This window comes from Methylophilus sp. 'Pure River' (assembly GCF_046765995.1).
Classification (GTDB): Bacteria; Pseudomonadota; Gammaproteobacteria; order Burkholderiales; family Methylophilaceae; genus Methylophilus.
This window is the reverse complement of the sequence record NZ_JBKOUE010000003.1, coordinates 66,234-87,795: the sequence shown is the minus strand read 5'-3', so window position 1 is coordinate 87,795 and position 21,562 is coordinate 66,234. Positions and strand designations below refer to the sequence as shown.

Annotated in this window: 22 protein-coding genes; 11 read left to right on the top strand and 11 right to left on the bottom strand. The window is 50.1% G+C overall.

What is annotated here, in order from left to right; all coding sequences use genetic code 11:
• The first annotated feature begins 8 nt into the window (after positions 1–8).
• From ACIDE9_RS04225 to ACIDE9_RS04180, 10 genes are all read left to right on the top strand, one after another.
• Entirely contained in the window at positions 9–818 is an 810-nt protein-coding gene (locus ACIDE9_RS04225) for a glycosyltransferase (protein ID WP_411992965.1), read from the top strand.
• A complete protein-coding gene (locus ACIDE9_RS04220; protein WP_411992963.1) occupies positions 815–1,690 on the top strand; it encodes a 2OG-Fe(II) oxygenase in 876 nt (291 codons plus the stop codon). Before ACIDE9_RS04225 ends, ACIDE9_RS04220 begins: the two co-directional genes overlap by 4 nt.
• The gene (locus tag ACIDE9_RS04215; protein WP_411992961.1) at positions 1,690–3,156 is read left to right on the top strand and encodes a lipopolysaccharide kinase InaA family protein; all 1,467 of its coding nucleotides are present in this window, start codon (positions 1,690–1,692) and stop codon (positions 3,154–3,156) included. The genes ACIDE9_RS04220 and ACIDE9_RS04215 overlap by 1 nt, the downstream gene beginning before the upstream one ends.
• Positions 3,157–3,183: 27 nt before the next feature.
• A complete protein-coding gene (locus tag ACIDE9_RS04210) occupies positions 3,184–4,920 on the top strand; it encodes a carbamoyltransferase (protein ID WP_411992959.1) in 1,737 nt (578 codons plus the stop codon).
• Positions 4,921–5,177: 257 nt separating this feature from the next.
• Positions 5,178–6,992: a phosphogluconate dehydratase gene (edd, locus tag ACIDE9_RS04205; RefSeq protein WP_194742774.1), complete on the top strand. Its 1,815-nt coding sequence runs from the start codon at positions 5,178–5,180 to the stop codon at positions 6,990–6,992.
• Positions 6,993–7,088: 96 nt separating this feature from the next.
• Positions 7,089–7,718: a bifunctional 4-hydroxy-2-oxoglutarate aldolase/2-dehydro-3-deoxy-phosphogluconate aldolase gene (gene eda, locus ACIDE9_RS04200; protein WP_019882798.1), complete on the top strand. Its 630-nt coding sequence runs from the start codon at positions 7,089–7,091 to the stop codon at positions 7,716–7,718.
• A gap of 69 nt (positions 7,719–7,787) precedes the next feature.
• Positions 7,788–8,450, top strand: a complete 663-nt coding sequence (locus ACIDE9_RS04195; protein WP_411992956.1) for an HAD family hydrolase — start codon at positions 7,788–7,790, stop codon at positions 8,448–8,450.
• An 8-nt stretch (positions 8,451–8,458) separates the two neighbouring features.
• Positions 8,459–9,160, top strand: a complete 702-nt coding sequence (locus ACIDE9_RS04190) for a hypothetical protein (RefSeq protein ID WP_411992954.1) — start codon at positions 8,459–8,461, stop codon at positions 9,158–9,160.
• Positions 9,153–9,980 carry a lipopolysaccharide core heptose(I) kinase RfaP gene (gene rfaP, locus ACIDE9_RS04185; RefSeq protein ID WP_411992952.1) on the top strand — a complete coding sequence of 276 codons (828 nt, stop codon included), beginning with the start codon at positions 9,153–9,155 and terminating at the stop codon, positions 9,978–9,980. The genes ACIDE9_RS04190 and rfaP overlap by 8 nt, the downstream gene beginning before the upstream one ends.
• A gap of 10 nt (positions 9,981–9,990) precedes the next feature.
• On the top strand, positions 9,991–10,884 hold the full coding sequence (locus ACIDE9_RS04180) for a glycosyltransferase family 2 protein (protein WP_411992950.1): 894 nt from the start codon (positions 9,991–9,993) through the stop codon (positions 10,882–10,884).
• 7 nt (positions 10,885–10,891) lie between these two features.
• On the opposite strand, the gene ACIDE9_RS04175 is transcribed toward ACIDE9_RS04180, so the two are convergent.
• From ACIDE9_RS04175 to rfaD, 5 genes are read right to left on the bottom strand one after another with little or no spacing between them, the layout of a single operon-like run.
• Complete coding sequence (locus tag ACIDE9_RS04175; RefSeq protein WP_411992948.1) at positions 10,892–12,442, bottom strand: hypothetical protein; 1,551 nt, start codon at positions 12,440–12,442, stop codon at positions 10,892–10,894.
• The gene (gene waaF, locus ACIDE9_RS04170) at positions 12,429–13,439 is read right to left on the bottom strand and encodes a lipopolysaccharide heptosyltransferase II (RefSeq protein ID WP_411992946.1); all 1,011 of its coding nucleotides are present in this window, start codon (positions 13,437–13,439) and stop codon (positions 12,429–12,431) included. The genes ACIDE9_RS04175 and waaF overlap by 14 nt, the downstream gene beginning before the upstream one ends.
• Entirely contained in the window at positions 13,436–14,893 is a 1,458-nt protein-coding gene (gene hldE, locus ACIDE9_RS04165; RefSeq protein ID WP_411992944.1) for a bifunctional D-glycero-beta-D-manno-heptose-7-phosphate kinase/D-glycero-beta-D-manno-heptose 1-phosphate adenylyltransferase HldE, read from the bottom strand. The genes waaF and hldE overlap by 4 nt, the downstream gene beginning before the upstream one ends.
• Positions 14,893–15,453, bottom strand: coding sequence for an SIS domain-containing protein (locus ACIDE9_RS04160; RefSeq protein WP_194754123.1), 561 nt, complete (start codon positions 15,451–15,453; stop codon positions 14,893–14,895). Before ACIDE9_RS04160 ends, hldE begins: the two co-directional genes overlap by 1 nt.
• Before the next feature lie 24 nt (positions 15,454–15,477).
• The gene (rfaD, locus tag ACIDE9_RS04155) at positions 15,478–16,467 is read right to left on the bottom strand and encodes an ADP-glyceromanno-heptose 6-epimerase (protein WP_411992942.1); all 990 of its coding nucleotides are present in this window, start codon (positions 16,465–16,467) and stop codon (positions 15,478–15,480) included.
• Positions 16,468–16,761: 294 nt separating this feature from the next.
• Here rfaD and ACIDE9_RS04150 point away from each other — a divergent pair, with 294 nt between their 5' ends.
• A complete protein-coding gene (locus tag ACIDE9_RS04150; RefSeq protein WP_194754125.1) occupies positions 16,762–17,319 on the top strand; it encodes a PEP-CTERM sorting domain-containing protein in 558 nt (185 codons plus the stop codon).
• Positions 17,320–17,442: 123 nt separating this feature from the next.
• Here ACIDE9_RS04150 and ACIDE9_RS04145 read toward each other — a convergent pair whose 3' ends face one another.
• The 6 genes from ACIDE9_RS04145 to hrcA all read right to left on the bottom strand — a co-directional run bounded on the left by ACIDE9_RS04145 (position 17,443) and on the right by hrcA (position 21,468).
• A complete protein-coding gene (locus ACIDE9_RS04145) occupies positions 17,443–17,769 on the bottom strand; it encodes a type II toxin-antitoxin system RelE/ParE family toxin (protein WP_411992940.1) in 327 nt (108 codons plus the stop codon).
• Between the two features lie 2 nt (positions 17,770–17,771).
• Positions 17,772–18,032, bottom strand: coding sequence for a type II toxin-antitoxin system Phd/YefM family antitoxin (locus ACIDE9_RS04140; protein WP_411992938.1), 261 nt, complete (start codon positions 18,030–18,032; stop codon positions 17,772–17,774).
• Between the two features lie 161 nt (positions 18,033–18,193).
• Positions 18,194–18,829 (bottom strand): hypothetical protein, encoded by a 636-nt coding sequence (locus ACIDE9_RS04135; protein WP_411992936.1) that lies wholly within the window; start codon positions 18,827–18,829, stop codon positions 18,194–18,196.
• 71 nt (positions 18,830–18,900) lie between these two features.
• On the bottom strand, positions 18,901–20,007 hold the full coding sequence (hemH, locus tag ACIDE9_RS04130) for a ferrochelatase (protein WP_411992934.1): 1,107 nt from the start codon (positions 20,005–20,007) through the stop codon (positions 18,901–18,903).
• A gap of 93 nt (positions 20,008–20,100) precedes the next feature.
• Positions 20,101–20,334 (bottom strand): glycine zipper 2TM domain-containing protein, encoded by a 234-nt coding sequence (locus ACIDE9_RS04125; protein WP_411992932.1) that lies wholly within the window; start codon positions 20,332–20,334, stop codon positions 20,101–20,103.
• Between the two features lie 117 nt (positions 20,335–20,451).
• Positions 20,452–21,468 carry a heat-inducible transcriptional repressor HrcA gene (hrcA, locus tag ACIDE9_RS04120; protein WP_194742790.1) on the bottom strand — a complete coding sequence of 339 codons (1,017 nt, stop codon included), beginning with the start codon at positions 21,466–21,468 and terminating at the stop codon, positions 20,452–20,454.
• Between the last annotated feature and the right edge of the window lie 94 nt (positions 21,469–21,562).

Sequence of the window (21,562 nt, the reverse complement as noted above, 5' to 3'; positions counted from 1 at the left end):
GTATGCCTATGGAACACATTTTACCAAGATTCAGTATCGGGCTGGTCAATTACAAAACACTGGATTTGACCCGCACTTGTTTGAATCTCCTCAAAAGCCATTTTGACAGTGGCGCGCTGGATGCCAATAGGGTGGACGTGTGGGTGGTAGATAACGACTCCGCCGACGAAAGTACTGCTTACTTGCGCAGTCTCGATTGGATACACCTGATTGAGCGCCCGTCGCCTGGCAAGGAGCAGGGATTTGCCGCGCATGGCGAAGGCCTGGACCTGATTTTGGGTGCCATTCAGTCGGACTATCTGTTTTTGATGCATACCGATACGTTTATTTATGAGCCGCAAATCTTTATTGAGTGTTTGCAGCGCATGCAACGTCAGCCTCATATTGCCGCCATCGGTTGCTTGCATCAGTTAAACCGCGGGCATGTACGTTTGTTCTGGCGCGCGTTTACCGGTTTTTTCAAATACCACAGCCGCCGCCTGAAACAACGCATGGGCTTGCCTGCACGCCAGGCCAGGCCTTATATTGAACCTTACATTAAAAGCTTTTTCGCTTTATGGAACGTGGGTTTGATGAAGCAACTGGGTTACCAGTTTTATATGGAACAGCAAATTCCAGGCTATGTGCTGCAAGACAAGCTGGCAGCACAAGGTTATGTCATCGAGCGCATGTCGCCTGCCAGGTTATTCCGCTATCTTGACCATGTCGAGGCTGGCACGGTGGGCCTGGTGAGTGGTTATACGGCGCAGAACCGCCGTTTGCAGCGCAAACAGGCCATGCTTAAACAATTACAGTCACAGCAGGAACAGACAAAATGACGATCTCAGACGGGGTATTGCCGATTGAAATGGCGCATGGTTTTACGCTAGATGCGCAACAGGCCAAAGACATAGGAAGCCTGTTGTCTGAGGAGTATGCGCAGGCGCAGCCTTTTCCGCATGCTGTCATTGACGATATTTTTCCCACGGCGTTTACGCAGTTGCTGCTGGATCACTTTCCACAAGATCCCAAGGCGCATGACAAAGTCTATGAAAAAGGCTATGGCGGTACGCACAAACGGCAGATTTCACCGTATGACTGTGACGAAACCCTGCGTGCGGCGTTTGCCTTATTCAATTCTGCCCCGATGTTGCAGTTTATTGAGGCGTTAACAGGCATGAAAGGGCTGTTGCCTGACCCGTATTTTGCCGGTGGCGGCTTGCATGAGACCTCGGCAGGAGGTTTGCTGGGTATTCATGCCGATTTTCAGGTGAATGAAGGCTTACAGCTTTACCGCCGCGTGAATATGCTGGTGTACCTGAATCAGGACTGGTTGCCGGAGTATGGTGGCAATCTCGAGCTGTGGGACAGACAAATGCAAGCCAAGCAGCAAACGGTGGCGCCTGTGTTTAACCGCTGTGTGATTTTTAATACCGATGCTGACAGTTTTCATGGGCATCCAGATCCGTTAACGACGCCGGACGGCGTGACGCGCCGCTCGATTGCGCTGTATTACTATCAGGCCTTGCCTATTCCTAACGCTGAAGGCGAGTCACGTCATACCTTGTATGTGGCGCGGCCGCATGACGATGCAGCGACCAAGTCGCAAGTCAAAAAAATGATGAAAAAACGCGATAAACGCGCGAAAAAGTTATTCTCTGACCAATCAGGCTGGCTGCAACAACTCACGCAGTGGTGGAAATCCCGCTAATGGATGCAATACCTGACGCGATCATCGCGCCTGTCCTGTGTGAAGTGGTGGATGCTGCTACCGGCACTATCAGGCTGGCTGGCCAGGCTGCGCTGACTCAGTTGACGGCTGTGCGTGTGTTGCCGCAGCGGCGCTGGGTATTCCGTGCGCAGTGGTCTGGCAAGGCAGTCTTTGCCAAGGTGTTTGTGGGGGCACAAGCCGCGAAATACGCTGCGCGTGACGCGCAAGGGGTAGGCTGGCTCACACAGGCAGGCCTGGCGACTCCCGCCTTGCTATGGCAGGGCGAGTCTGCTGACCAGCGCGCCCGTGTCTTGATTTATGCTGCGATTGCGCCTGCCGATAATGCGGATGTGCTGTATAAATCGCTACCATCTGCGCAAGGTTTGGCATTGCTCAAGCAACTGGTGCAAACGTTGGCGGCACAACATGCTGCCGGGCTGATACAAACCGACTTGCATCTGAAGAATTTCCTGCTGGCCGATGGCCAGGTGTGGTCACTGGATGGCGATGGTATCCAGCAAGCGATGTTGAGCAAGCATCGTGCGTATCGCCAACTGGCTGAGTTAGTCTCTAAAATCCAAGTGCTGGATCAACATGCCTGGGTGGCGCCATTGCTGGCAGCCTACGATGCCGCGCGCGGCTGGCAGGCTACATTAGTCCCTGCGAGATTATTGGCCTGGGCGAAACAAATGAAAGCACAAGAAGTCGAGCGTTATGTGACGCGCAAGATTTTCCGTACCTGCAGCGATGTGACCTGGCAGCAAACTAGCCAGAGTGCGCAAGCCGTGAGTACCACAGGCGGTTTGCATGTGACGGATTTACCTGCGCTGGAAGTGGCCATGCATGTTGGTCAGGTATTAAAACCAGGCAACACCTGCACCGTTGTGCATACGCATCTGCAAGACCAGTCGGTGGTCATCAAGCGTTATAACATCAAGAATTGGCTGCATGGCCTGGGTCGCGCGTGGCGCCCCAGTCGTGCGGCCGCCTCGTGGCGCAATGCCCATCGTCTGCAGTATTACGGTATGCTGACGCCACAACCTTTGTTGATGTATGAGCGCCGTTATTGCGGCATGCGCGGACGTGCTTATTTCGTGTCTGCTTATAGCCCCTGGCCGGATGCACAGGCTTTTTTTCAGCAGTGCCACGATCAAGCGCTGCGTCAGCATGTGGTCCAGCAACTGGTGACATTGTGTTACCAGTGGTTTTTGCTCAAGGTGTCACATGGCGACATGAAGGCCAGTAATCTGCAAGTGACAGATCGGGGCGATATTGTCGTCATTGACCTGGACAGCATGCAGCAGCACCACCGTACGCAAATGGCGTTACGCGCACATGCCAAAGATATCCGCCGCCTGTTGCAAAATTGGCAAGCCGATACTTCCCTGTATAATGCGCTGGTAAAGTCGTTTAGCCTGATTTATCAGGACCATACGCCACTCAAACTGGCGGGCATTTCCATTTAATTATTTAGTCATTACGCGAGTTTCTGCATGATTGTTTTAGGTTTATCCGGTGCCTTGGGGCATGACGCTTCTGCCGCCATTTTAGTGGACGGCAAGATTGTCGCTGCGGCGGAAGAAGAGCGTTTTATTCGCGACAAGCACGCCAAGAATCACTGGCCTTACGAAGCCGCCAAGTTCTGCCTGAAACAGGCTGGAATTACACCGGACCAGGTGGATATTGTCGCTTTTCCTTATGGTGAAATCCCACTGACGTCAGCTGCGCGCTGGCATTACGCCAAACGCTACTGGTATGCGCCGGACCGTGCACTGGATGCGATTTTTAATGGTAACCGCCGTTTCCGCCGCAACCGCGATAAATCGCTTAAACTGATGGCGGAGTTGGGATTGACCAAAGCTAAATATGTGCCGGTGGAGCACCATCTGGCGCACGCCTCCAGCGCTTATCATTTAAGCGGGTTTAAAGAAAAAACAGCGATTGTTGGCATTGATGGCAAAGGCGAATATGCCACCACCTTTTTCGGTTATGGCGAAAATGGCAAGATCCACAAAATAAAAGAATTCTATGATCCGGATTCACTAGGCGGCTTGTATGGCGCGATCACAGAGTTTCTGGGCTTTGAAATGCTGGATGGCGAATTTAAAGTCATGGGCATGGCACCGTATGGCGACCCGAAAAAGTATGACTTGAGCCGTTTGGCCAAGTTTGAAAACGGCGAACTCATCATCAATACAGAATACGTCAATGTGGTTGGTTTGCGCCGCTACAAAGAAACCAGCCCTGATGGTAAGTCTAAAGGCTTTTACTTCACGCCCAAACTCATTGAGTGGTTAGGCCCGAAACGGGAAGGCGATGATATTGACGACCCGTATATTCATTATGCGGCCAGCGTACAGCAATTGCTGGAAGACCTGGCGCTACAGATGATTGAGTATTACCTGGGCGATATCATCCGTGAAACCGGCAAAATTGTGATGGCGGGTGGCGTTGCGCTCAACGTAAAATTGAACCAGCGTATTATCTCCTTGCCGCACGTTAAAGAGTTATTTGTACAACCAGCCTCTGGTGATAATGGCACCAGCCTGGGTGCTGCGACTTATGCTGCCCATCTGGCAGGCGAAACCATCCATAAAATGGAGCATGCCTACCTCGGCCCGGCTTATAGCAACGAGGAATGTATTGCCGCTTGTGAAGCGCATCCGGCAAAACCGATATTCACGCGTGTTGAGGATGGCCCACGCAAGGCCGCCGAATTGCTGGCTGCCGGTAATCCGCTGGCCTGGTTCCAGGGCCGCATGGAGTTTGGTCCACGCGCTTTGGGCTGCCGCAGCATTTTGGGCGACCCTAGCTTCCCGGGTGTGGCTGACCGCATCAATGCGCAGATTAAATATCGTGAACGTTGGCGGCCATTCTGTCCCAGCATGCTGGACCGTATTGCGGTGGATATCCTGCAAACCGAGCATCCAGCGCCATACATGACATTCACCTTTGATGTGAACCCGGCCTGGAAAGCGCGTATTCCGGAGGTGGTGCATGAAGATGGCACCGCGCGTGCGCAGATTGTGACCAAAGCGACCAATCCGCGCTACTACGCGCTGATTGAGCATCTGGAGCAGTTGCGTGGCAATGGCGTGGTACTCAATACCTCGCTCAATCGCCGCGGCGAGCCGATGATTTGCAGCCCGACCGATGCCTTGAACATGTTCTATGGCTGCGATCTCGAATATCTCATGCTGGAAGATATCCTGGTCACCAAATCTGCCTGAAGACTGGCTTGAAGCGTGTCGCTTCAAGCTGGTTTTGCCAAACGGTGTATATTGTTTTAAGTCATTGAATCCTCTAAAAAAACAATCAAATTTGGTAATTCAGTTTGACGTCTTGCACCAGTTTGGCGATAATCGCAGGTAGGGAACCTGTTTGGATTCATATATATTACGACCCTAAACTGTGACTAAATAGCAAGTTCAAAGCAGTTCATCAGGATAGTTCATCAGGTAGTTAAAACACAGTTGAGCGATAGTCAATGAAACAATCTCACATTGAAGTAACAGAACGCATCATCGAGCGTAGCCGTCCGACCCGTAAGGCGTATTTGCAGCGTATTGATGATTACCTGAACCGTGAAAAAGGCCCGGATCGTCTGGGCTGTGCCAACGTGGCGCACGCGTTTGCGGCGATGCCACAAAACGACAAGTTCAAGATTTATGCCGAGAAACCAACCCATATTGGGATCGTTACGGCTTACAACGAAATGCTGTCTGCACACCAGCCTTACGTGAACTATCCGGATATTATCCGTGATGAAGCCCGTAAGCATGGTGCAACCGTGCAGGTGGCAGGGGGCGTGCCAGCCATGTGTGATGGCATTACCCAGGGCGAACCAGGCATGGAGCTGAGCCTGTTCAGCCGCGACACCATTGCCATGAGTACTGCGGTTGCTTTGTCACATGATGTGTTTGATGCCTCTTTATTGCTTGGCGTCTGTGACAAGATCGTGCCAGGCCTGTTGATCGGCGCACTGCATTTTGGTCATTTGCCATGCGTGTTCGTGCCCGCGGGCCCGATGAGCACGGGGATTGATAACACCTCCAAATCCAAAGTGCGTGAAAAATACGCGCAAGGTCTGTGTGACCGCGAAGAGTTGCTGGCGAGTGAGTCTGCGGCTTATCACGGTGCTGGTACCTGTACGTTCTACGGCACGGCCAACAGTAACCAGATGTTGCTGGAAGCCATGGGTCTGCATGTGCCGGGTGCGGCCTTTATCCATCCACATGATGGGATGCGTGAAGATTTGACACGTGAAGCCGTGCGCATGGTGATTCAGAACACCAAGAAGGATAGATTTGTGCCAATTGGCCGTTTGGTCGACGAGCATGTAATTGTCAATGCCATGGTGGCTTTGCTGGCCACTGGTGGTTCCACCAATCACTTGATCCACTGGGTAGCGGTGGCGCGAGCGGCCGGTATTATCATTGACTGGACCGACTTCCACTACCTGGCCAAGGCGACGCCTTTGCTGGCTAGCGTTTACCCTAACGGTAAGGCTGACGTGAACGAGTTCCAGACCGCAGGCGGCCCTGGTTTCGTGATCCGTGAGCTGATCGAAGGCGGTTATATGTATCCGGATGTCTACACCGTGAGCGGTGGTGGCATGCGTGATTACGGTAAAAAGCCTGAGAAAACAGCGGATAAACTGGTGTGGACCGATTATCCAGCAGAAAGCGGCGATGAAACTATCGTGCGTACGGCTGCGCATCCATTTAACGAATCTGGTGGCTTGCGTTTGCTCAAGGGTAACCTGGGTCGTAGCGTGATCAAGATTTCTGCGGTGCCTGAAGATCGTCACATCATTGAAGCCCCAGCCATTGTGTTTGATGCACAAGAAGAGTTGCTGGCAGCCTTTGACCGCGGCGAGCTGGAAAGAGATTTTATTGCTGTCGTGCGCTTCCAGGGCCCTAAAGCCAACGGTATGCCAGAGTTACATAAACTGACACCGCCATTGGCTGTGTTGCAGAATAAGGGCTTCCGCGTAGCGATTGTGACTGATGGCCGTATGAGTGGCGCTTCTGGCAAGATTCCAGCGGCGATTCACCTGAGTCCAGAAGCCAGTGCCGGTGGCGCAATTGCCAAAATCCGCAATGGTGACATTATTCGTTTGAACGGTACGGTCGGCCAACTGAACGTGCTGGTAGACGAAGATACCTGGGCTGAACGCGAAGCTGAAGAGCTTAGCGATGCCAAGCGTCATTACAATGCGCATGGCCTGGGCCGTGAGTTGTTTGGTGGTATGCGCCGCAATGTGCTGTCGGCCGAAGAAGGTGCGGTTACCTGGTTGTAAACTTTGCAAATCAAGCGCTAATAAAAAATAATTCTTTAAGTGTGCGTGAATAAGCCACTTGAAGCTTCTGAAATTTTATACAAACTGATAGAGACTATGAGCACATTAGAGTTAGCGAATCATGGCCCGGTAATTCCGGTGATTGTCATCAACAAAGTGGAAGATGCCGTGCCGATGGCAGAAGCCTTGCTTGAAGGTGGCGTGAAAGTGCTAGAAGTGACATTACGCTCACCAGTGGCCCTGCAAGCCATGGAACAAATTGCCAAGCACGTGCCTGACGCGATTTTGGGTTCCGGTACTGTACGTAACCTGAAAGATGCACAAGCGTCTAAAGATGTCGGTTGCCAGTTCGCAGTCAGCCCGGGCTATACCACTGAGTTGGGTCAATTTGCCCGTAAAATCGGCCTGCCATTGTTGCCAGGCGTGTCTACCGGCTCTGAAATCATGATGGCGAATGCCGATGATTACTACTTCTTGAAACTGTTCCCAGCGGTGGCTGTGGGCGGTATCAACCTGCTCAAGGGCTTTGCTGGCCCGTTTGCTGACGTGAAATTCTGCCCAACCGGTGGTGTGAGCGTTGAAAGCGCGCCTAACTTCCTGGCATTGCCAAACGTGGTTGTCTGTGGCGGTACCTGGTTAACGCCAGCAGATGCTGTGGCCAATAAAGACTGGGCACACATCACCAAACTGGCGAAGGAAGCTTCAGCGATCGTGGCAGCCAAATAAGCGAAGCGCATAGCAAATCGTCTATAATGAAGGCTTGTAGCAATACAAGCCTTTTTTATTATCCAGCCTATGTCCCAACGCCCAGACCTTTCAATTTACAAAACCATCGTGCTTGATTGCGATGGAGTTGTCCTCAACAGTAACCAGACCAAAGTCGATGCCTACTACAATACGGCTAAACGAATGGGCGGCAACGATGCGCAAGCACAAGCTTTCGTGGATTATCACATCAAACTGGGCAGCATTCCACGTAATGATAAGATCCGTTATTACATTACCGAGATCATCAAACAGCCGTTGACGCCGGAACTGTTCCAGGCATTTATGGATACGTTTACCGTGATTCTGGATGAGACCTTAATGCAATGCGAACTCGCACCGGCTTTAATGGATTTAAAGCAGAAGACGTCACAGGCCAAGTGGATGCTGATGTCAGGCGGCGATCAGGAAGAGCTAAGAAACATTTTTCCGCGCCGTGGACTGGATACTTTGTTCGAGCTTGGCATTTATGGAGGGCCCACTAAAAAGAACGAGCATCTGGCACAGCTGATTGCCGATGGCAGCATAGAGTTTCCCGCCTTGTTTATCGGCGATAGCCGCTTTGACCACCAGGCATCGACAGGTGTAGGGCTGGATTTTGTGTTTTTAAGTGATTGGACTGATATGCCGGACTGGCAGACTTATTGCAGCACACATCAGGTGACGGTGGTGCCGCATATGCATGCTTTGTGAGCTCATTTATGTTGAATCTCTTTTACACAACGAGTGAATTGTTGACTGATGAACGGCTGCAGCAAATGTGCCGCGACGGCGAAATTATAGAGCAAGATCCGCGTGGCCCTAAAGTGGTTAAGTTAGCTGATGGTGATTTTCTCAAGATTTTTCGCGCACGTCGGCTGTTCAGTGGCGCACGCCTGTATTCGCATGCACGACGTTTCTACCGTAATGCGTTACGCTTGCAAGCATTAAACATCCCAACGGTGACTGTCAAATCGCTCTATCATTTATCACGTCCGGGTCATACAGCCGTGATTTACCAGCCGCTGGCAGGGCAGACCTTGCGCCAGTTAATGGCCACGGACCTGTCTAGGCTTCAGGCATTGGCAGCCAAGATGGGCATATTCCTGGCGACATTGCATGATAAAGGCGTGCATTTCCATTCTTTGCATAGTGGCAATGTATTGCTGATGCCCAATGACGAGTTTGGGTTGATTGATGTGTCTGATATGACGATTTATCCGTGGTCGCTGATGTGCGCTACGCGTATCCGCAGTTTTGCGCGTTTGGGCAAATATCGTGAGGAAATGGCCATGCTGGATACCGCATTTTGGCAGGCTGTGATGCGTGGCTATCAACAGGCATCGATGCATGCCGGACGGTGTGTGCCACGCCTTGTCGAGAACATTGATTATTTGCAAGGCGCATCGTCTGCACATGGCTGATTTTAACCGTACACAATCACAGCAGGTTCACTTGGAGCCGGGATATACTCCCAGCATTAGCCGTTTTGATGATTGGATGGCCTTGCAGGGCGAGATTTTCCGTTCGGTGAAAGATCGGCAAACGCACAAGGTGATGCTAGATGGTGAGTCTGTTTTTATTAAGAAACATTACGGTGTTGGCTGGGGCGAGATCCTTAAGAGTCTCTTGAGTCTGAAATGGCCAGTATTGGGTGCGCGTAACGAGTGGCAGGCTATACACAAACTCAATGCGATTGGTATTGCGACCACCCCGTTGCTGGCATACGGTGAGCGAGGCTGTCACCCGGCGCATCAACAGTCTTTTGTGGTGACACGCGACCTCGGTGATATCGTCACTCTGGAGACCTTATGCGAGCCGTGGCTGCACCAGCCGCCATTGCCACGTTTCAAGCGTCAGTTGATTGCACATGTGGCGGCGCTGGCAGGTCTCTTTCATGCACATGGCATGTGGCATCGGGACTTTTATCTCTGCCATTTTGCCCTGCAGCGTAGTGTCTTGCAAACGCAAGATTTACGTTTGCATTTAATGGATTTGCATCGCGTAGAGATACATCAGCAGCTACCTGCGGACAAACGCCTTAAGGACCTCGCTGGTCTTTATTTTTCAGCTTTGCATATCGGCCTTACTCGGCGTGATGTGTTGCGGTTTCTTAAAGCGTACTATCAGCAACCATTGCGACAGGTGCTGGTACAAGACCGTTTCTTGCAGGCGATTGCGCATCGTGCACATCAACTGGATGCAAAATTTCAGCGCAAGCGGCAAGCTGGCGTAGCCATGTAATGAGGAGTAGATGCGCGTGAGAGTGCAGCCGGAAGTTTCCATACTGATTGTTAACTATCGTACGGTGAGCGAGTTGACGCGCTGCCTGCAATCATTGGCGCAGCAGCAAGATGTGACTTATGAAGTCATTATTGTTGATAATTCAGGTGACCCACACGAGAAACAACAGTTGGAGGCACTCTGTCATGCCTATGTACACTGTGTTTTCAGTGAGCAGAATCTGGGGTTCGGCCGCGCTAACAACCTGGCGGCGACCTATGCCAACGCTGAATTGTTACTGATCCTCAATCCGGATACGACTTTGCCAGATGCCACACTACTGCGCCGTTATATAGACAGGTTCAAGACTGGTCATGTAGCGATGCTGGCGCCATTAGTGGTGGAGTCGGAGAAACACAAGCTGGTGTACCCACGCAAGCGTTATCCTTCACAGCGATTATGCAAAAAAACCGATTTCTCAACCCTGGCAGGGGATGTGGCCTGGGTGTTAGGCGCTTGTATGATGATGCGGCGTGAGGGTTATATGCGGATTGGTGGCTTCGACAGCGATTACTTTATGTATGGCGAAGATGCCGATATTTGCTGGCGTATCCGAGCAGAGCTCGGGGCTATTGGTTTTGATGAAGGCCTGGCTGTGCATCATGTTGGCGGGGCTAGTGAGAAGCAGGCCATCAGCCTGGCGAAATGGATGCGTAAGCGGCAAGGGCAGTATTTGTTTTTCAAAAAGCGTTACCATGTCGAGGACGTGCAACGTATTGCCTTAAAACAACGTATGCGTGCGAGCCTGAGACTCGCCAAAAATGCGCTATTAAATCTATGGTGTGGACCATCGGCTCGGCGCCTGGATGACGATGCGCGGGCGACGGCAACCGTGGCGGTGACTGCCGAGGTGCTTGTCCGTTAGTGAAGCGCTAGTTAGCTGAGAGCGGCTGGCGTTTGCGGTAAATTAGCACTTTGGTTTTTTTCTTCCAGCCATACAGTGTATGGATATGGTCAAAATTCACGCTTAATCTGCGTTGAACTGATTGCTCATATTCAGCCCGGTCATCGGCAATGCTGATCATGAGATAGTTGTAGTCTGTGATCTTGCCATTTTCCAGCAATGACTCGACCAGTTTATGAGATGGAATGCGCTTCATAAAAGGCTGATGCGCATAAAAGCGGGCATTCTCTGTGTCATACAATACGGATTGTTGGCTAGTGTTGACTGATTGCAGGTACTCCACCGCCAGTCTGTCCAGGTCAACGCGACTTGAGTCGTGTAGGTTAGCAAATAACATACCTGCCAGCAGCAAAAGCAGTCCACGCTTCGCCCAGATTGGCGCTTTTGCATATAAGTGCTCTACGCAAAATGCACCAACCACTAGCATGATGATGCCCGATGCAATCACATAACGGCTTGAGAGAATAAACGCATTGATAATGATCAGCAGACTTGTTGCGAATCCAACAACCATGTGTAGACTGAACAAATGACGTGCATGGTGGTTAATATGCCTCCATGCTTTACGTCCTGCAATCAGGCTTATGAGCACTGGCCAGCCAGCAACTTTTAATGTTTTATTCAGTGTGATTAAGATCAGAGAGCCCCATATGGCAAAGTGGCTGTAATCATCCAGGTGGTGTCCAAGCACTTGTTTACCCATCAGGTTGGCTTTTGCCTGAATAAATTGCAGGCGCTCTATCATGCCTTGCTGTAATAAATAAATAATTTCTTGCAGACGGCCAAGATGTGCAATTTTAACGATACCAATGACGACTGCCATACTAATGAGTAAGCCACCGAACAACGGAATGCTCACGCCATGCACCGTTTTATATAGCCGTTTGCGTAACGGTAATGCAGTATTTGTTAGTATCGTCAGAGGCAATATAAAGTAGACAATCGCTTCTAGACGAAACAGCATCGCAAAGATGATGGCAAATTGGAAGTAATAGGCATCAGCTGTTTTGCTCCGTTGCATATAGCGCAGCAGGAATAGCAATGCCCAGGTGAGACATGCCCAGAACCCCTCATCGCGTAATAGCATGCCTAGAATATCACCGACGATATATTGCGCGGAGAGCAGTAACAGCCCTCCCCACCACATGGTTTTGATGGAGCCACCCGCTTGCAATAACAGTAATGCAAATCCCCAGCTAAACAGTGCAAACAAGGCGATATTGATAATCTGGGCCGTTGTATGTATATCTAAGCCGGTCACCATGTGACCCAAGGCGAGAAGAGCTGGGTACAGTAACCAAGGAAATAGGCTATAAGCAGCTTGCCATTCACCGTGGGCTAGATGGCGTGCCACTTCAAAGTAAAGTAGAGAGTCATCATTGACCCAGCCATGTTGCACATAGGTCACTCGCAAAGCGACAAGCGCGGACAACACAATCAAGAGGGCGATGTGTTGTGCTGGACGTAATGCGGCGATGTCACTGCTGGTTTTGGTGATCAATGATTTAATGACTGACATAGATATCGGCGATAATCGTAGACGGTGAGATTTGTTTTAAACAGTTCAAATGTCCCAGCGGGCACACGCGTTCAAAACATGGACTGCATGACAACCCTAGGTATTCCACTACCGCTTGCGGATGCATGGGTGGTGTATGTTTGGGGTCGGACGAGCCGTAAATGGCAATGAGTTTTTTATCGAGTGCTGCGGCTACGTGCATGAGGCCGGAGTCGTTGCTGATCACGGTGCGACAGAGTGACATTAAATCAATCGCTTCGCCCAGCTTAGTGCGGCCAGCCAGATCCACGCAACGTCGTTGAGTCTGTTGCTGGATGCTAGCTGTCACGGGTTTATCTTTGTCTGAGCCAAATAACCAGACTTGCCAGCCTTGCTGCAAGGCGTGATTGGCCACTTCTGCATAATACTCAGCGGGCCAGCGTTTGGCTTCGCCGTATTCCGCACCTGGACACAGGCCGAGTACTGGCTGTTGTGTATCGGGGATGTTGAGTTTGGTTAACAGGATGTTTGCATGCTTGGGGTCTGCCAGCAACATTGGTTGCGGTAATGAAGCAGGGAGCCCTGCATTTTTGGGTAAGCCCAGTGCAACAAAGCGTTCTACCGTTTTTTTGAGTACGCTTTTGTCCAGTGGCCGCATGTCATTCACCAGACCATAGCGCATTTCGCCTTTAAAGCCGGTGCGGACGGGGATGCTTGCCGCCCACGGCAAAATGGCTGATTTCAGGCTATTGGTTAATAGAATCGCCTGGGTGAATCCTTGCTTGGCTAATTCCCGTCCCAGTTTAAAACGCTCACGCAATGCCAGGTCACCATGTCTAAACGGCAATGCAATTGCCTCTGAGACCTCTGGCATTCTTTCCAACAGTGGTAAAGTCCAGGCAGGCGCAGCAACTGTGATTTGACAATCGGGCTGCTCGATTTTGAGTTGCTTGAACAGGCTTTGTGCCAACACCATGTCGCCCACCCATGACGGGCCCATCACCAAAATCTTGTTCATGCGTGCATTTTTTTAATCAGGTTAGTGGTGCTGCGGCCTTCGACCAGGTCAATCAGGGCAATTTCGCCGCCCCATGACAAGACTTCTTTGCCGCCGACAACCTGGTCAGCGGTATAGTCGCTGCCCTTGGCAATGATATTTGGTTGAATGGCATTAATCAGGGTAAGCGGCGTGTCTTCATCGAACAAAATGACCGCGTCGACGGACTCCAGCGCGGCCAATACACGGGCGCGGTCTTTTTCATTAACCACCGGCCTGGTTGGGCCTTTCAAGGCTGAGACTGAGCGATCCGTATTTAAGCCTAAAATCAGCTTGTCGCCGCGTTTTTTCGCGCCTTCGAGATAAGTCACATGCCCGGCATGCAGCAGGTCGAAGCAGCCATTGGTAAACACAATCTTTTGGCCTTGTTGTTTCCAGTTGGCGACTTTCTGCAACAACTCCGGCAACTCACTCACTTTATGGGCTTGCTCGCTGCCTTGGGCGGTGGCTATCGCATCGATCAGGTCTGCTTTGGTGATCGGCACCGTGCCTACTTTGCCGACGACCACACCAGCAGCAATATTGGCCAGTGACAGGCTATCCAGTGCGCTCAAGCCATGCATGAGGCCTGCAGCCAGCGTGGCAATCACCGTGTCGCCTGCGCCTGAAACATCAAATACCTGTTTGGCAGTGGCACTTAAGTGCTCAGTCTGCTCTGTGATCAGCGTAATGCCTTCTTCACCACGGGTGACAGCGAGAAAGTCCAGCGCCAGGCTGGCTTTAAGTGTACGTGCCTTGTCAATCAATGCCGGATCATTGGTATGCGCGTCGCAAGCTTCTGCGGTTTCCTTTTTGTTAGGCGTCAGGGCCGTCGCACCGCGGTATTTGTCGTAGTTGCGCCCTTTCGGGTCAACCAATACCGGAATATTGTGTGCACGCCCGTAGAGAATCACTTGCTGGCACACTTGCTCTGTCAACAGCCCTTTGGCATAGTCTGACAAAATGATCAGGGCAGGTTGTTGTTGCAACGCCGTTTGTATGGCTTGCGTGACTTGCTCGGCCTCTGCGTCAGACAAAGCGCCAGTTACTTCCTGGTCCAGCCGCATCATTTGCTGGTGCCCGCCGAGAATGCGGGTTTTGGCGATGGTCGGGCGCGCGGGCGTCGTCAGCATGGCTTGCGTATCAATGCCATAGTCTGACATTGCAGCCATTAAGCGCTGGCCTTCATGATCATTGCCAATCAAACCTATCATGCGCGTGTGTATGCCCAGCAATGCCAGGTTGGCTGCCACGTTGGCTGCACCACCGGCACGCTGTTGTTCAGACTTGATCAGCACCACAGGTACTGGCGCTTCAGGTGAAATGCGGTTCACTTCTCCCATCAGGTAGCGGTCCAGCATCACATCGCCGATCACCAGCGCGTGTTGTGGATGCTCGCCAAAATGCGTCACCAGGTTTGCAAGGGTAGGATTCATCAGGATTCCAGGATTTCACACAGGCAATGGCCGATAAAAATATGCGCTTCCTGAATGCGTGCCGTGACGCTGGAAGGCACCACGATATTGTGTGTGCAAAGCGTATTCAGTTTGCCGCCGCTACCGCCGGTTAAACCGATGGTCGTTGCGCCGATCTCGTTTGCCGTTTCAATCGCACGCACCACATTGGCACTGTTGCCGCTAGTGGTGAGGCCAATCAAGACGTCTTCCGGGCGGCACAAGGCTTCTACCTGGCGCGCAAAAATATAGTCATAGCCATAATCGTTGCCGACCGAAGTCAGAATAGAGGTATCTGTGGTCAGCGCGATAGACGGCAACCCTTTACGCTCTTTTTTAAAGCGGCCAACGATCTCGGCAGCGATATGCTGGCTATCTGCCGCGCTGCCGCCGTTACCGCACAGCAACACTTTGCCACCACGCTGGATGCAATCGCGTAGCAGGTTACCCACATCGCTAATGAGTGGGAACAGAGGTTCCAGCGCTTGGAACATGGCTACATGGGCGGCGTGCTCGCCTTTAAGGTATTCAATATGATTCATATCGCTCACAGTGTTTGATGGCAGTTATGCGTAAGGGTCTTCTTGCATCAAATAGTTCTGTACATAATCTTTCACGCCTTCTTCCAGCGTGGTGAAAGGCTTTTTATAGCCTGCCTGGCGCAGCTTCTGCATCTCTGCCTGGGTAAAGTACTGATACTTGCCCTGCAAGTCTTGCGGCATGTCGATGTAAGTGATGTTAGGTTCGCGCGTCATGCTGGTCATCACATTAGTCGCCAGGTCTTTAAAGCTGCGCGCCTGGCCGGTGCCAATATTGTAGATTGCGCTGGCAACCGGTTTGTTTTTTAGTGCAGCCTCTAAAAAGAAGCCCATCACATCCGCCACGTCTTTCACATAAACAAAGTCACGCAATTGCATGCCGTCTTCCACGCCAGCTTTGGTGCCTTTAAACAGGCGCATGGTGCCAGTTTCTTTAAACTGGTTAAAGGTGTGGTAAGCCACACTGGCCATGCGCTCTTTGTGATATTCGTTGGGGCCATAGACATTAAAAAACTTGAATCCCGCCCAAGCCGGTGGGGTGACTTGTTTTTGCGCGACTTGCTGTAACACCCATTGGTCAAAAAAGTGTTTGGAATAGCCATAACCATTTAATGGGCGCAGGTTTTCAATGCTGGCATCATCATAGCCTTGCTCGCCGCCGCCATAAGTGGCCGCTGAGCTGGCATAAAAGAAAGGCACCTCATACTCTGCACACCAGGACCACAAGTCTTGTGAGTAATGCATGTTATCCGCCACCAGCTTGTTAAAGTCACGCTCAGTGGTCGCGCTGATCGCGCCCATATGAATTACCGCAGTGATGTCATCATTATCTTCAAGAAACTCAAACAGTTGGTCTTTATCCAGGTATTCGGCATAGTGCCTGTGCACCAGGTTTTGCCACTGGTTTTCATGCGTGATGCGGTCAACAATCACCAGGTCTTGCCGACCCAGTTTGTTGTTCAAATGCCAGGCCATGATAGAACCAATCATGCCTGCGCCACCGGTGATAACGATCATAAGGAAATGATAAAAACGTTAAAACGCGATTATAACGCGTAATCGGGCAGGGCAGACATAGGAATCGGTGAGCATGAATGTATCAAATACTGAGTGCATGACTATCGCTAGCTGATACCCTCAGCTTGTTCTGGGCGATTTTGTGAGTGATTCAAGCTCTTAACTAAGCTACAGAAAATTCAGTCAATTCAGGCCCAATTACCCTGCCCAAGGGGGCTATAGACAGGTTGCTATCATAAGCTTACAATCGGCGGGCAATTCTTATTATTAAATATAATTTATGGGGAGGGTGTTATGAAGTTCTTGAAACAACGCAGTATCGCTCTATCAATCTTTGTTGCTTTATTTTCAACCAATACGTTTGCTGATACATTAGATTTCACAACGTTACCACAAGGTACTCAGGGCACTACTGTTCTGGTATTCCCACAGGCCACCATCACATCATTTGGGTCAGATATTTATGTGGGTGCGTCAGCGATAGCGAGTGAAATCTGCCCGCTGACGGCAGGCTTTAACTGCCAGGCAGACTTGCAAGTTGACTTTACTGCAGCGGTGAATAATCTCTCGTTTGTGCTTGCCGGGTACGATAGTGGTGACCATCTTGATATCAACATTTTCAGTGGCACTTCTTTGTTAGGCACTATTGCACGTGAAGCAAATGGTTTGGTCGATTTAAGTGCCTATTCCAACATCACAAAACTATATTTTGACGATTCATCGACAGGCGCGGGTTTCAGCTACGATAAATTTCAGTTTACGGTTGCAAACGTACCAGAGCCAGAAACTTATGGCATGCTGTTAGCCGGACTGGGGTTGTTAGGCTTTGCCACTCGTCGCAAACAAGCCTGATAATTAAACTATCCGTCAGTAGTAAAAAAAAGCGTAATTAAATTACGCTTTTTTTATGTCTGTTTCATTTTCCAAATCGGAATGTATGCTTCAGTGAACTTGGTCAAATTGATGGTGATTTACCTATTGATTAAAGAGCCTCTTCATTAGGTGGTTTGTGAAATCTCTTTTGGTGCTGATAAACATATGAATGAGAATCAAATTGTCATCAAATTCATAGACAATCCTTGTCTGTTTGACGAGCCTGTATTGGACGTGATTAATTCCAAGTGTTTTTAATTCCTCAATGGGGCTCCCAGATTGAGGGTTGCTTTTAATTAGTTTGAAGGCGGCCTTGTATTCATCATTGACCTGATTCCATACAGTTTCGCCAAATTGTCTCTTCACATACGTCTTGATCTCTTTAAACTCTTCTTTGGCACTATCAAGAATGACAAGGTTACGAGACACGATCAGTCATCCATTTCATCAAGGAACTGTTCTGCATCACTGAATTTTCCTTTTTGAAACTCTTTTCTTCCAAGCGCAAGAAGCTTGAGAAGTGCCATCGTTTCCTTCTGCTTCTCATATTCATGAATGTCCATCACCACCATCTTGGCTTCACCATTCTGGGTGATGATGATGGGTTCAGGATTTTCAGCAAACTCTTTAACGATGTCTGCTGCACTGGTTTTCAGGTAGGTGATCGGCCGGATATTTTCTGCGAGTGACATGGCAACCCCTTAAATGTTTTAAGGGTATAATAAGGACTAAATTTTGTCCTGTCAACGGTGATGGAGTGTCTCTGGCCAGGAGTAAGGCTTATATAGGATCATGCTCAGTACCTTTTGTAGTTTGTGGATAGTTCAAAACGTCCGACTGTAATGAGCCCGACCTAGGCGTGCGGAATACTGCTTTTTGGGTTTTTTACTTTTTTATGTTTTTTTGTTACCTTTAAATTTAAATCGTCTTCTTCATTCAATGAAATATCATAACCAAACTCAAGTTCAGCTTCTTCCATTGAACTAGCATGCTCAATTTGCAAATTTATGGAGTAGAGCATCCAAGATGCACATGCCATAAAATCTCCTCTTACGCCTTCAGGGAAGTGTGCGTGGCGCAAATTTGGATTTCTTTCTAAGAAGCCTGAAGATTTTGCAAGCTCTAGGACTTGGGATCTTACCGAACTTTCGTCAAATGAGCAGCCTGAGATGTTATGAGCGAACTTATTTCTAATTGAGCGGATTAGATGAAGGTCACGAGTGAATTGACGACTAATTAAGCCTATTCTGTAGCAAGCATTAATCTTTGCACTAAAAGTCGATAGTGGAGCATTAGCCCCATCCATTAACTCATCATTAGATGTTGGAGAAGCCACTAGTGAGATTCTCAATAACTGTCCAAGAGCATTTTCACACATAGAGCCAGCTAGAATGACTGCAGCTCTATCTGATTCTTTTGAAAACTCCCTGTCAAAAACTTCATCCCAATGATTTGCATTTTGATATTCATGGTGATTTTTTTTAGACATTTCACTCTCATCATATTCAATAAAAACAATTGGTTTAATCGGATTCGAGTTGTGTAACTAGATGCTTAGAACTAGTTTCTGTATCCCATTTCCGATGCACGTTGCTTACTAGCTTGTAATTCATCCGCTGTTTTCACAGGGTCAAACTCATCACTGACCCAACCCTGCAAATGCTCCAGTGCAATATCGCGCATTGCTTCTATCCACACAGGTTCACTATTCAGTGCCGTAATATAGTGGTACTCGCCACCGCCCACAGACTGGAATAAGTGTTTACCTTCCATGGCAATTTCTTCCAGGGTTTCCAGACAGTCGCTGCTAAAGCCGGGGCAGACGACGTCTATGCGTTTAAGGTGTTGCTTTCCAAGGGCATCCAGCGTATTTGCGAGGTAAGGCTGTAGCCATTCCTGGCGGCCAAAGCGGGATTGGAAGGCGACTTCGTATTGCGCTTTGCTTAAGCCTAAAGCCTCTGCCAGCAGGCGTGCCGTTTTGTGACACTCGCAGTGGTAAGGATCACCTTTAAGCAGGTGGAATTTAGGCACGCCGTGAAAGCTCATGACCAGTTTTTCTGGTTTGCCGTGCAGTTTCCAGTAGGCCTGAATATGGCCGGCCAGCGCTTGAATATAGCGCGGATGGTCATGGTAGTGCTTGATGGTGCGGATAGCAGGCACATTGCGCATTTTAAGTAGCACGCGCCACACAGCGTCTAACGCGGCGGCAGTGCTACTGGCGGCATATTGTGGGTAGAGTGGGAACACTAGAATGCGGTCGCAGCCTTGTGCTTTTAATGATTCAATCGCGCTTTGCATGCTGGGGTTGCCGTAGGTCATGCCGAGTTCAACCGCAAATGGCGAGTTAATCTTTTGTGACAGATAACCTTGCAATAATTTTTTTTGCTGCACGGCGTAAACCATGAGCGGTGAGCCGTCTTTGTGCCAGATGCTGGCGTATTTTTCAGCCGATTTTTTAGGGCGGATGACCAGAATAATGCCGTGCAGGATGCACCACCAGATCAGGCGCGGAATTTCAACCACACGCCTGTCCATGAGGAATTGCTTTAAATAGGGTCGTAATGCTTGAGCTGTGGGTGCCTCTGGTGTGCCCAGGTTGGCTAACAGAATTCCCACTTTTGGTTGGCTGCCGTGGGTGTAGGCAGGCTCTGGCTGGTAATAAGTCATAAGGACATTTTAAGCGATTAAATGCCCTTATGACGCATGCTACCTAAAAAAGTGCGACAGCCACTGGCTTTCACCAGTGGCTGCAAAAGAGGATTATTTTTTGTCGATCTGGTTACCAATCACGCCACCGATGGCAGCACCCCCAACCGTACCAATCGCGCTACCGCCAGTTAACACGGCACCACCAACCGCACCGATACCAGCGCCTAAGGCGGTACTTTTGCCACGCGTACTCATGGAGCCACAGGCGGTCGTGCTCAGGCACAGCACTAACAAGGCTGTCCAGATCAGGGATTTAGGCAAAGATTTTTGATAGGCGCTGTTCATTTGATCTCTCCACAATGAATAAATAGTGGGGTCAGTATAAGCATGTGACCATTTCTGTTGTAGCAGATTAAAGCTGATAGTACTGTCAGAACTCTCTGACAAATGTAAAGAAGCAGGCTACTGGTTGGATAGGGCGTTTGACAGCAGTTTAGCCGTCACGTCCACAATCGGGATAATGCGCTCGTAAGCCATACGCGTTGGGCCAATGACGCCCAGTGTGCCAACGACCTGGCCATCGACTTCATAGGGGGAGGTCACCAGGCTGCATTCGTCCAGCGGCAGGTAGCCGCTCTCGCCACCGATAAAAATCTGTACGCCATCCGCGCGCTGGCTATGGTCCAGCAATTGCATCAGGGCCGTGCGGCGTTCAAAAATCTCAAACAGTTTGCGCAGGCTGCCGACGTTGGTCGAGAGTTCATCGACTTGCAGCAGATTGCGTTCGCCAGCAATCACCACCGTTTCCTGCTCAGAGGATTCTGGCTGGCTGGCGGCTTCAAGCGCGGCGGACATCAGGCGGTTAATGTCCACCTGCATCTGCTGTAGTTCTTGCTTGAGTTTGGCTTGTACTTCTTCGAGCGAAAGCCCGCGGCAATGGCTATTAAAGTAATTGCTGGCGGCAGTTAGTTCGCTGGCGCTAAAGGCTTTGTCAGTGAGCAAAATGCGATTTTGCACCTGGCCATCTTCAGTGACCAGGATGACCAGGATTTTTTTATCATTTAAGTGCAAAAACTCCAGGTGTTTCAACACGTTACGTGTACGCTTGGGAATCATCACCAATCCGGCAAACTGCGTCAGTTGCGACAGCATGTCGGCTGCGCTGTTAATCAGTGCCTGCGGATTGGGCGACGTCAGCCCGGTTTTAAGTTGCGCCACGGCGCGCTGGTCTATCGGCTGTACGGTCATGAGCGAGTCTACAAACAGGCGGTAACCTTTTTTGGTCGGCACACGGCCAGAAGAGGTGTGCGGACTGGTGATAAACCCTAATTGTTCGAGGTCGCTCATGACGTTGCGGATGGTCGCCGGACTGACATCCAGTCCTGAATGCTGGAGCAGGGTACGTGAGCCTATGGGTTGACCTTCGCTGATGTAATGTTCGACCAGCGTTTTTAGCAAAATTTGCGCGCGTTTATCCACTTTTAACCACCTTGTTGCCGTGTTTGAAATTTTGCACCATTTACGCTCAGGATAACAGCCCCTTGCGCTTTTCAGTTGTGGGCTTCTATGCTTT

Coding starts and splice junctions, on each gene's coding strand:
- ACIDE9_RS04225 (WP_411992965.1), top strand. CDS start 9: ATGGAACACATTTTACCAAGATTCAGTATCGGGCTGGTCAATTACAAA.
- ACIDE9_RS04220 (WP_411992963.1), top strand. CDS start 815: ATGACGATCTCAGACGGGGTATTGCCGATTGAAATGGCGCATGGTTTT.
- ACIDE9_RS04215 (WP_411992961.1), top strand. CDS start 1,690: ATGGATGCAATACCTGACGCGATCATCGCGCCTGTCCTGTGTGAAGTG.
- ACIDE9_RS04210 (WP_411992959.1), top strand. CDS start 3,184: ATGATTGTTTTAGGTTTATCCGGTGCCTTGGGGCATGACGCTTCTGCC.
- edd (WP_194742774.1), top strand. CDS start 5,178: ATGAAACAATCTCACATTGAAGTAACAGAACGCATCATCGAGCGTAGC.
- eda (WP_019882798.1), top strand. CDS start 7,089: ATGAGCACATTAGAGTTAGCGAATCATGGCCCGGTAATTCCGGTGATT.
- ACIDE9_RS04195 (WP_411992956.1), top strand. CDS start 7,788: ATGTCCCAACGCCCAGACCTTTCAATTTACAAAACCATCGTGCTTGAT.
- ACIDE9_RS04190 (WP_411992954.1), top strand. CDS start 8,459: ATGTTGAATCTCTTTTACACAACGAGTGAATTGTTGACTGATGAACGG.
- rfaP (WP_411992952.1), top strand. CDS start 9,153: ATGGCTGATTTTAACCGTACACAATCACAGCAGGTTCACTTGGAGCCG.
- ACIDE9_RS04180 (WP_411992950.1), top strand. CDS start 9,991: ATGCGCGTGAGAGTGCAGCCGGAAGTTTCCATACTGATTGTTAACTAT.
- ACIDE9_RS04175 (WP_411992948.1), bottom strand. CDS start 12,442: ATGTCAGTCATTAAATCATTGATCACCAAAACCAGCAGTGACATCGCC.
- waaF (WP_411992946.1), bottom strand. CDS start 13,439: ATGAACAAGATTTTGGTGATGGGCCCGTCATGGGTGGGCGACATGGTG.
- hldE (WP_411992944.1), bottom strand. CDS start 14,893: ATGAATCCTACCCTTGCAAACCTGGTGACGCATTTTGGCGAGCATCCA.
- ACIDE9_RS04160 (WP_194754123.1), bottom strand. CDS start 15,453: ATGAATCATATTGAATACCTTAAAGGCGAGCACGCCGCCCATGTAGCC.
- rfaD (WP_411992942.1), bottom strand. CDS start 16,467: ATGATCGTTATCACCGGTGGCGCAGGCATGATTGGTTCTATCATGGCC.
- ACIDE9_RS04150 (WP_194754125.1), top strand. CDS start 16,762: ATGAAGTTCTTGAAACAACGCAGTATCGCTCTATCAATCTTTGTTGCT.
- ACIDE9_RS04140 (WP_411992938.1), bottom strand. CDS start 18,032: ATGTCACTCGCAGAAAATATCCGGCCGATCACCTACCTGAAAACCAGT.
- ACIDE9_RS04135 (WP_411992936.1), bottom strand. CDS start 18,829: ATGTCTAAAAAAAATCACCATGAATATCAAAATGCAAATCATTGGGAT.
- hemH (WP_411992934.1), bottom strand. CDS start 20,007: ATGACTTATTACCAGCCAGAGCCTGCCTACACCCACGGCAGCCAACCA.
- ACIDE9_RS04125 (WP_411992932.1), bottom strand. CDS start 20,334: ATGAACAGCGCCTATCAAAAATCTTTGCCTAAATCCCTGATCTGGACA.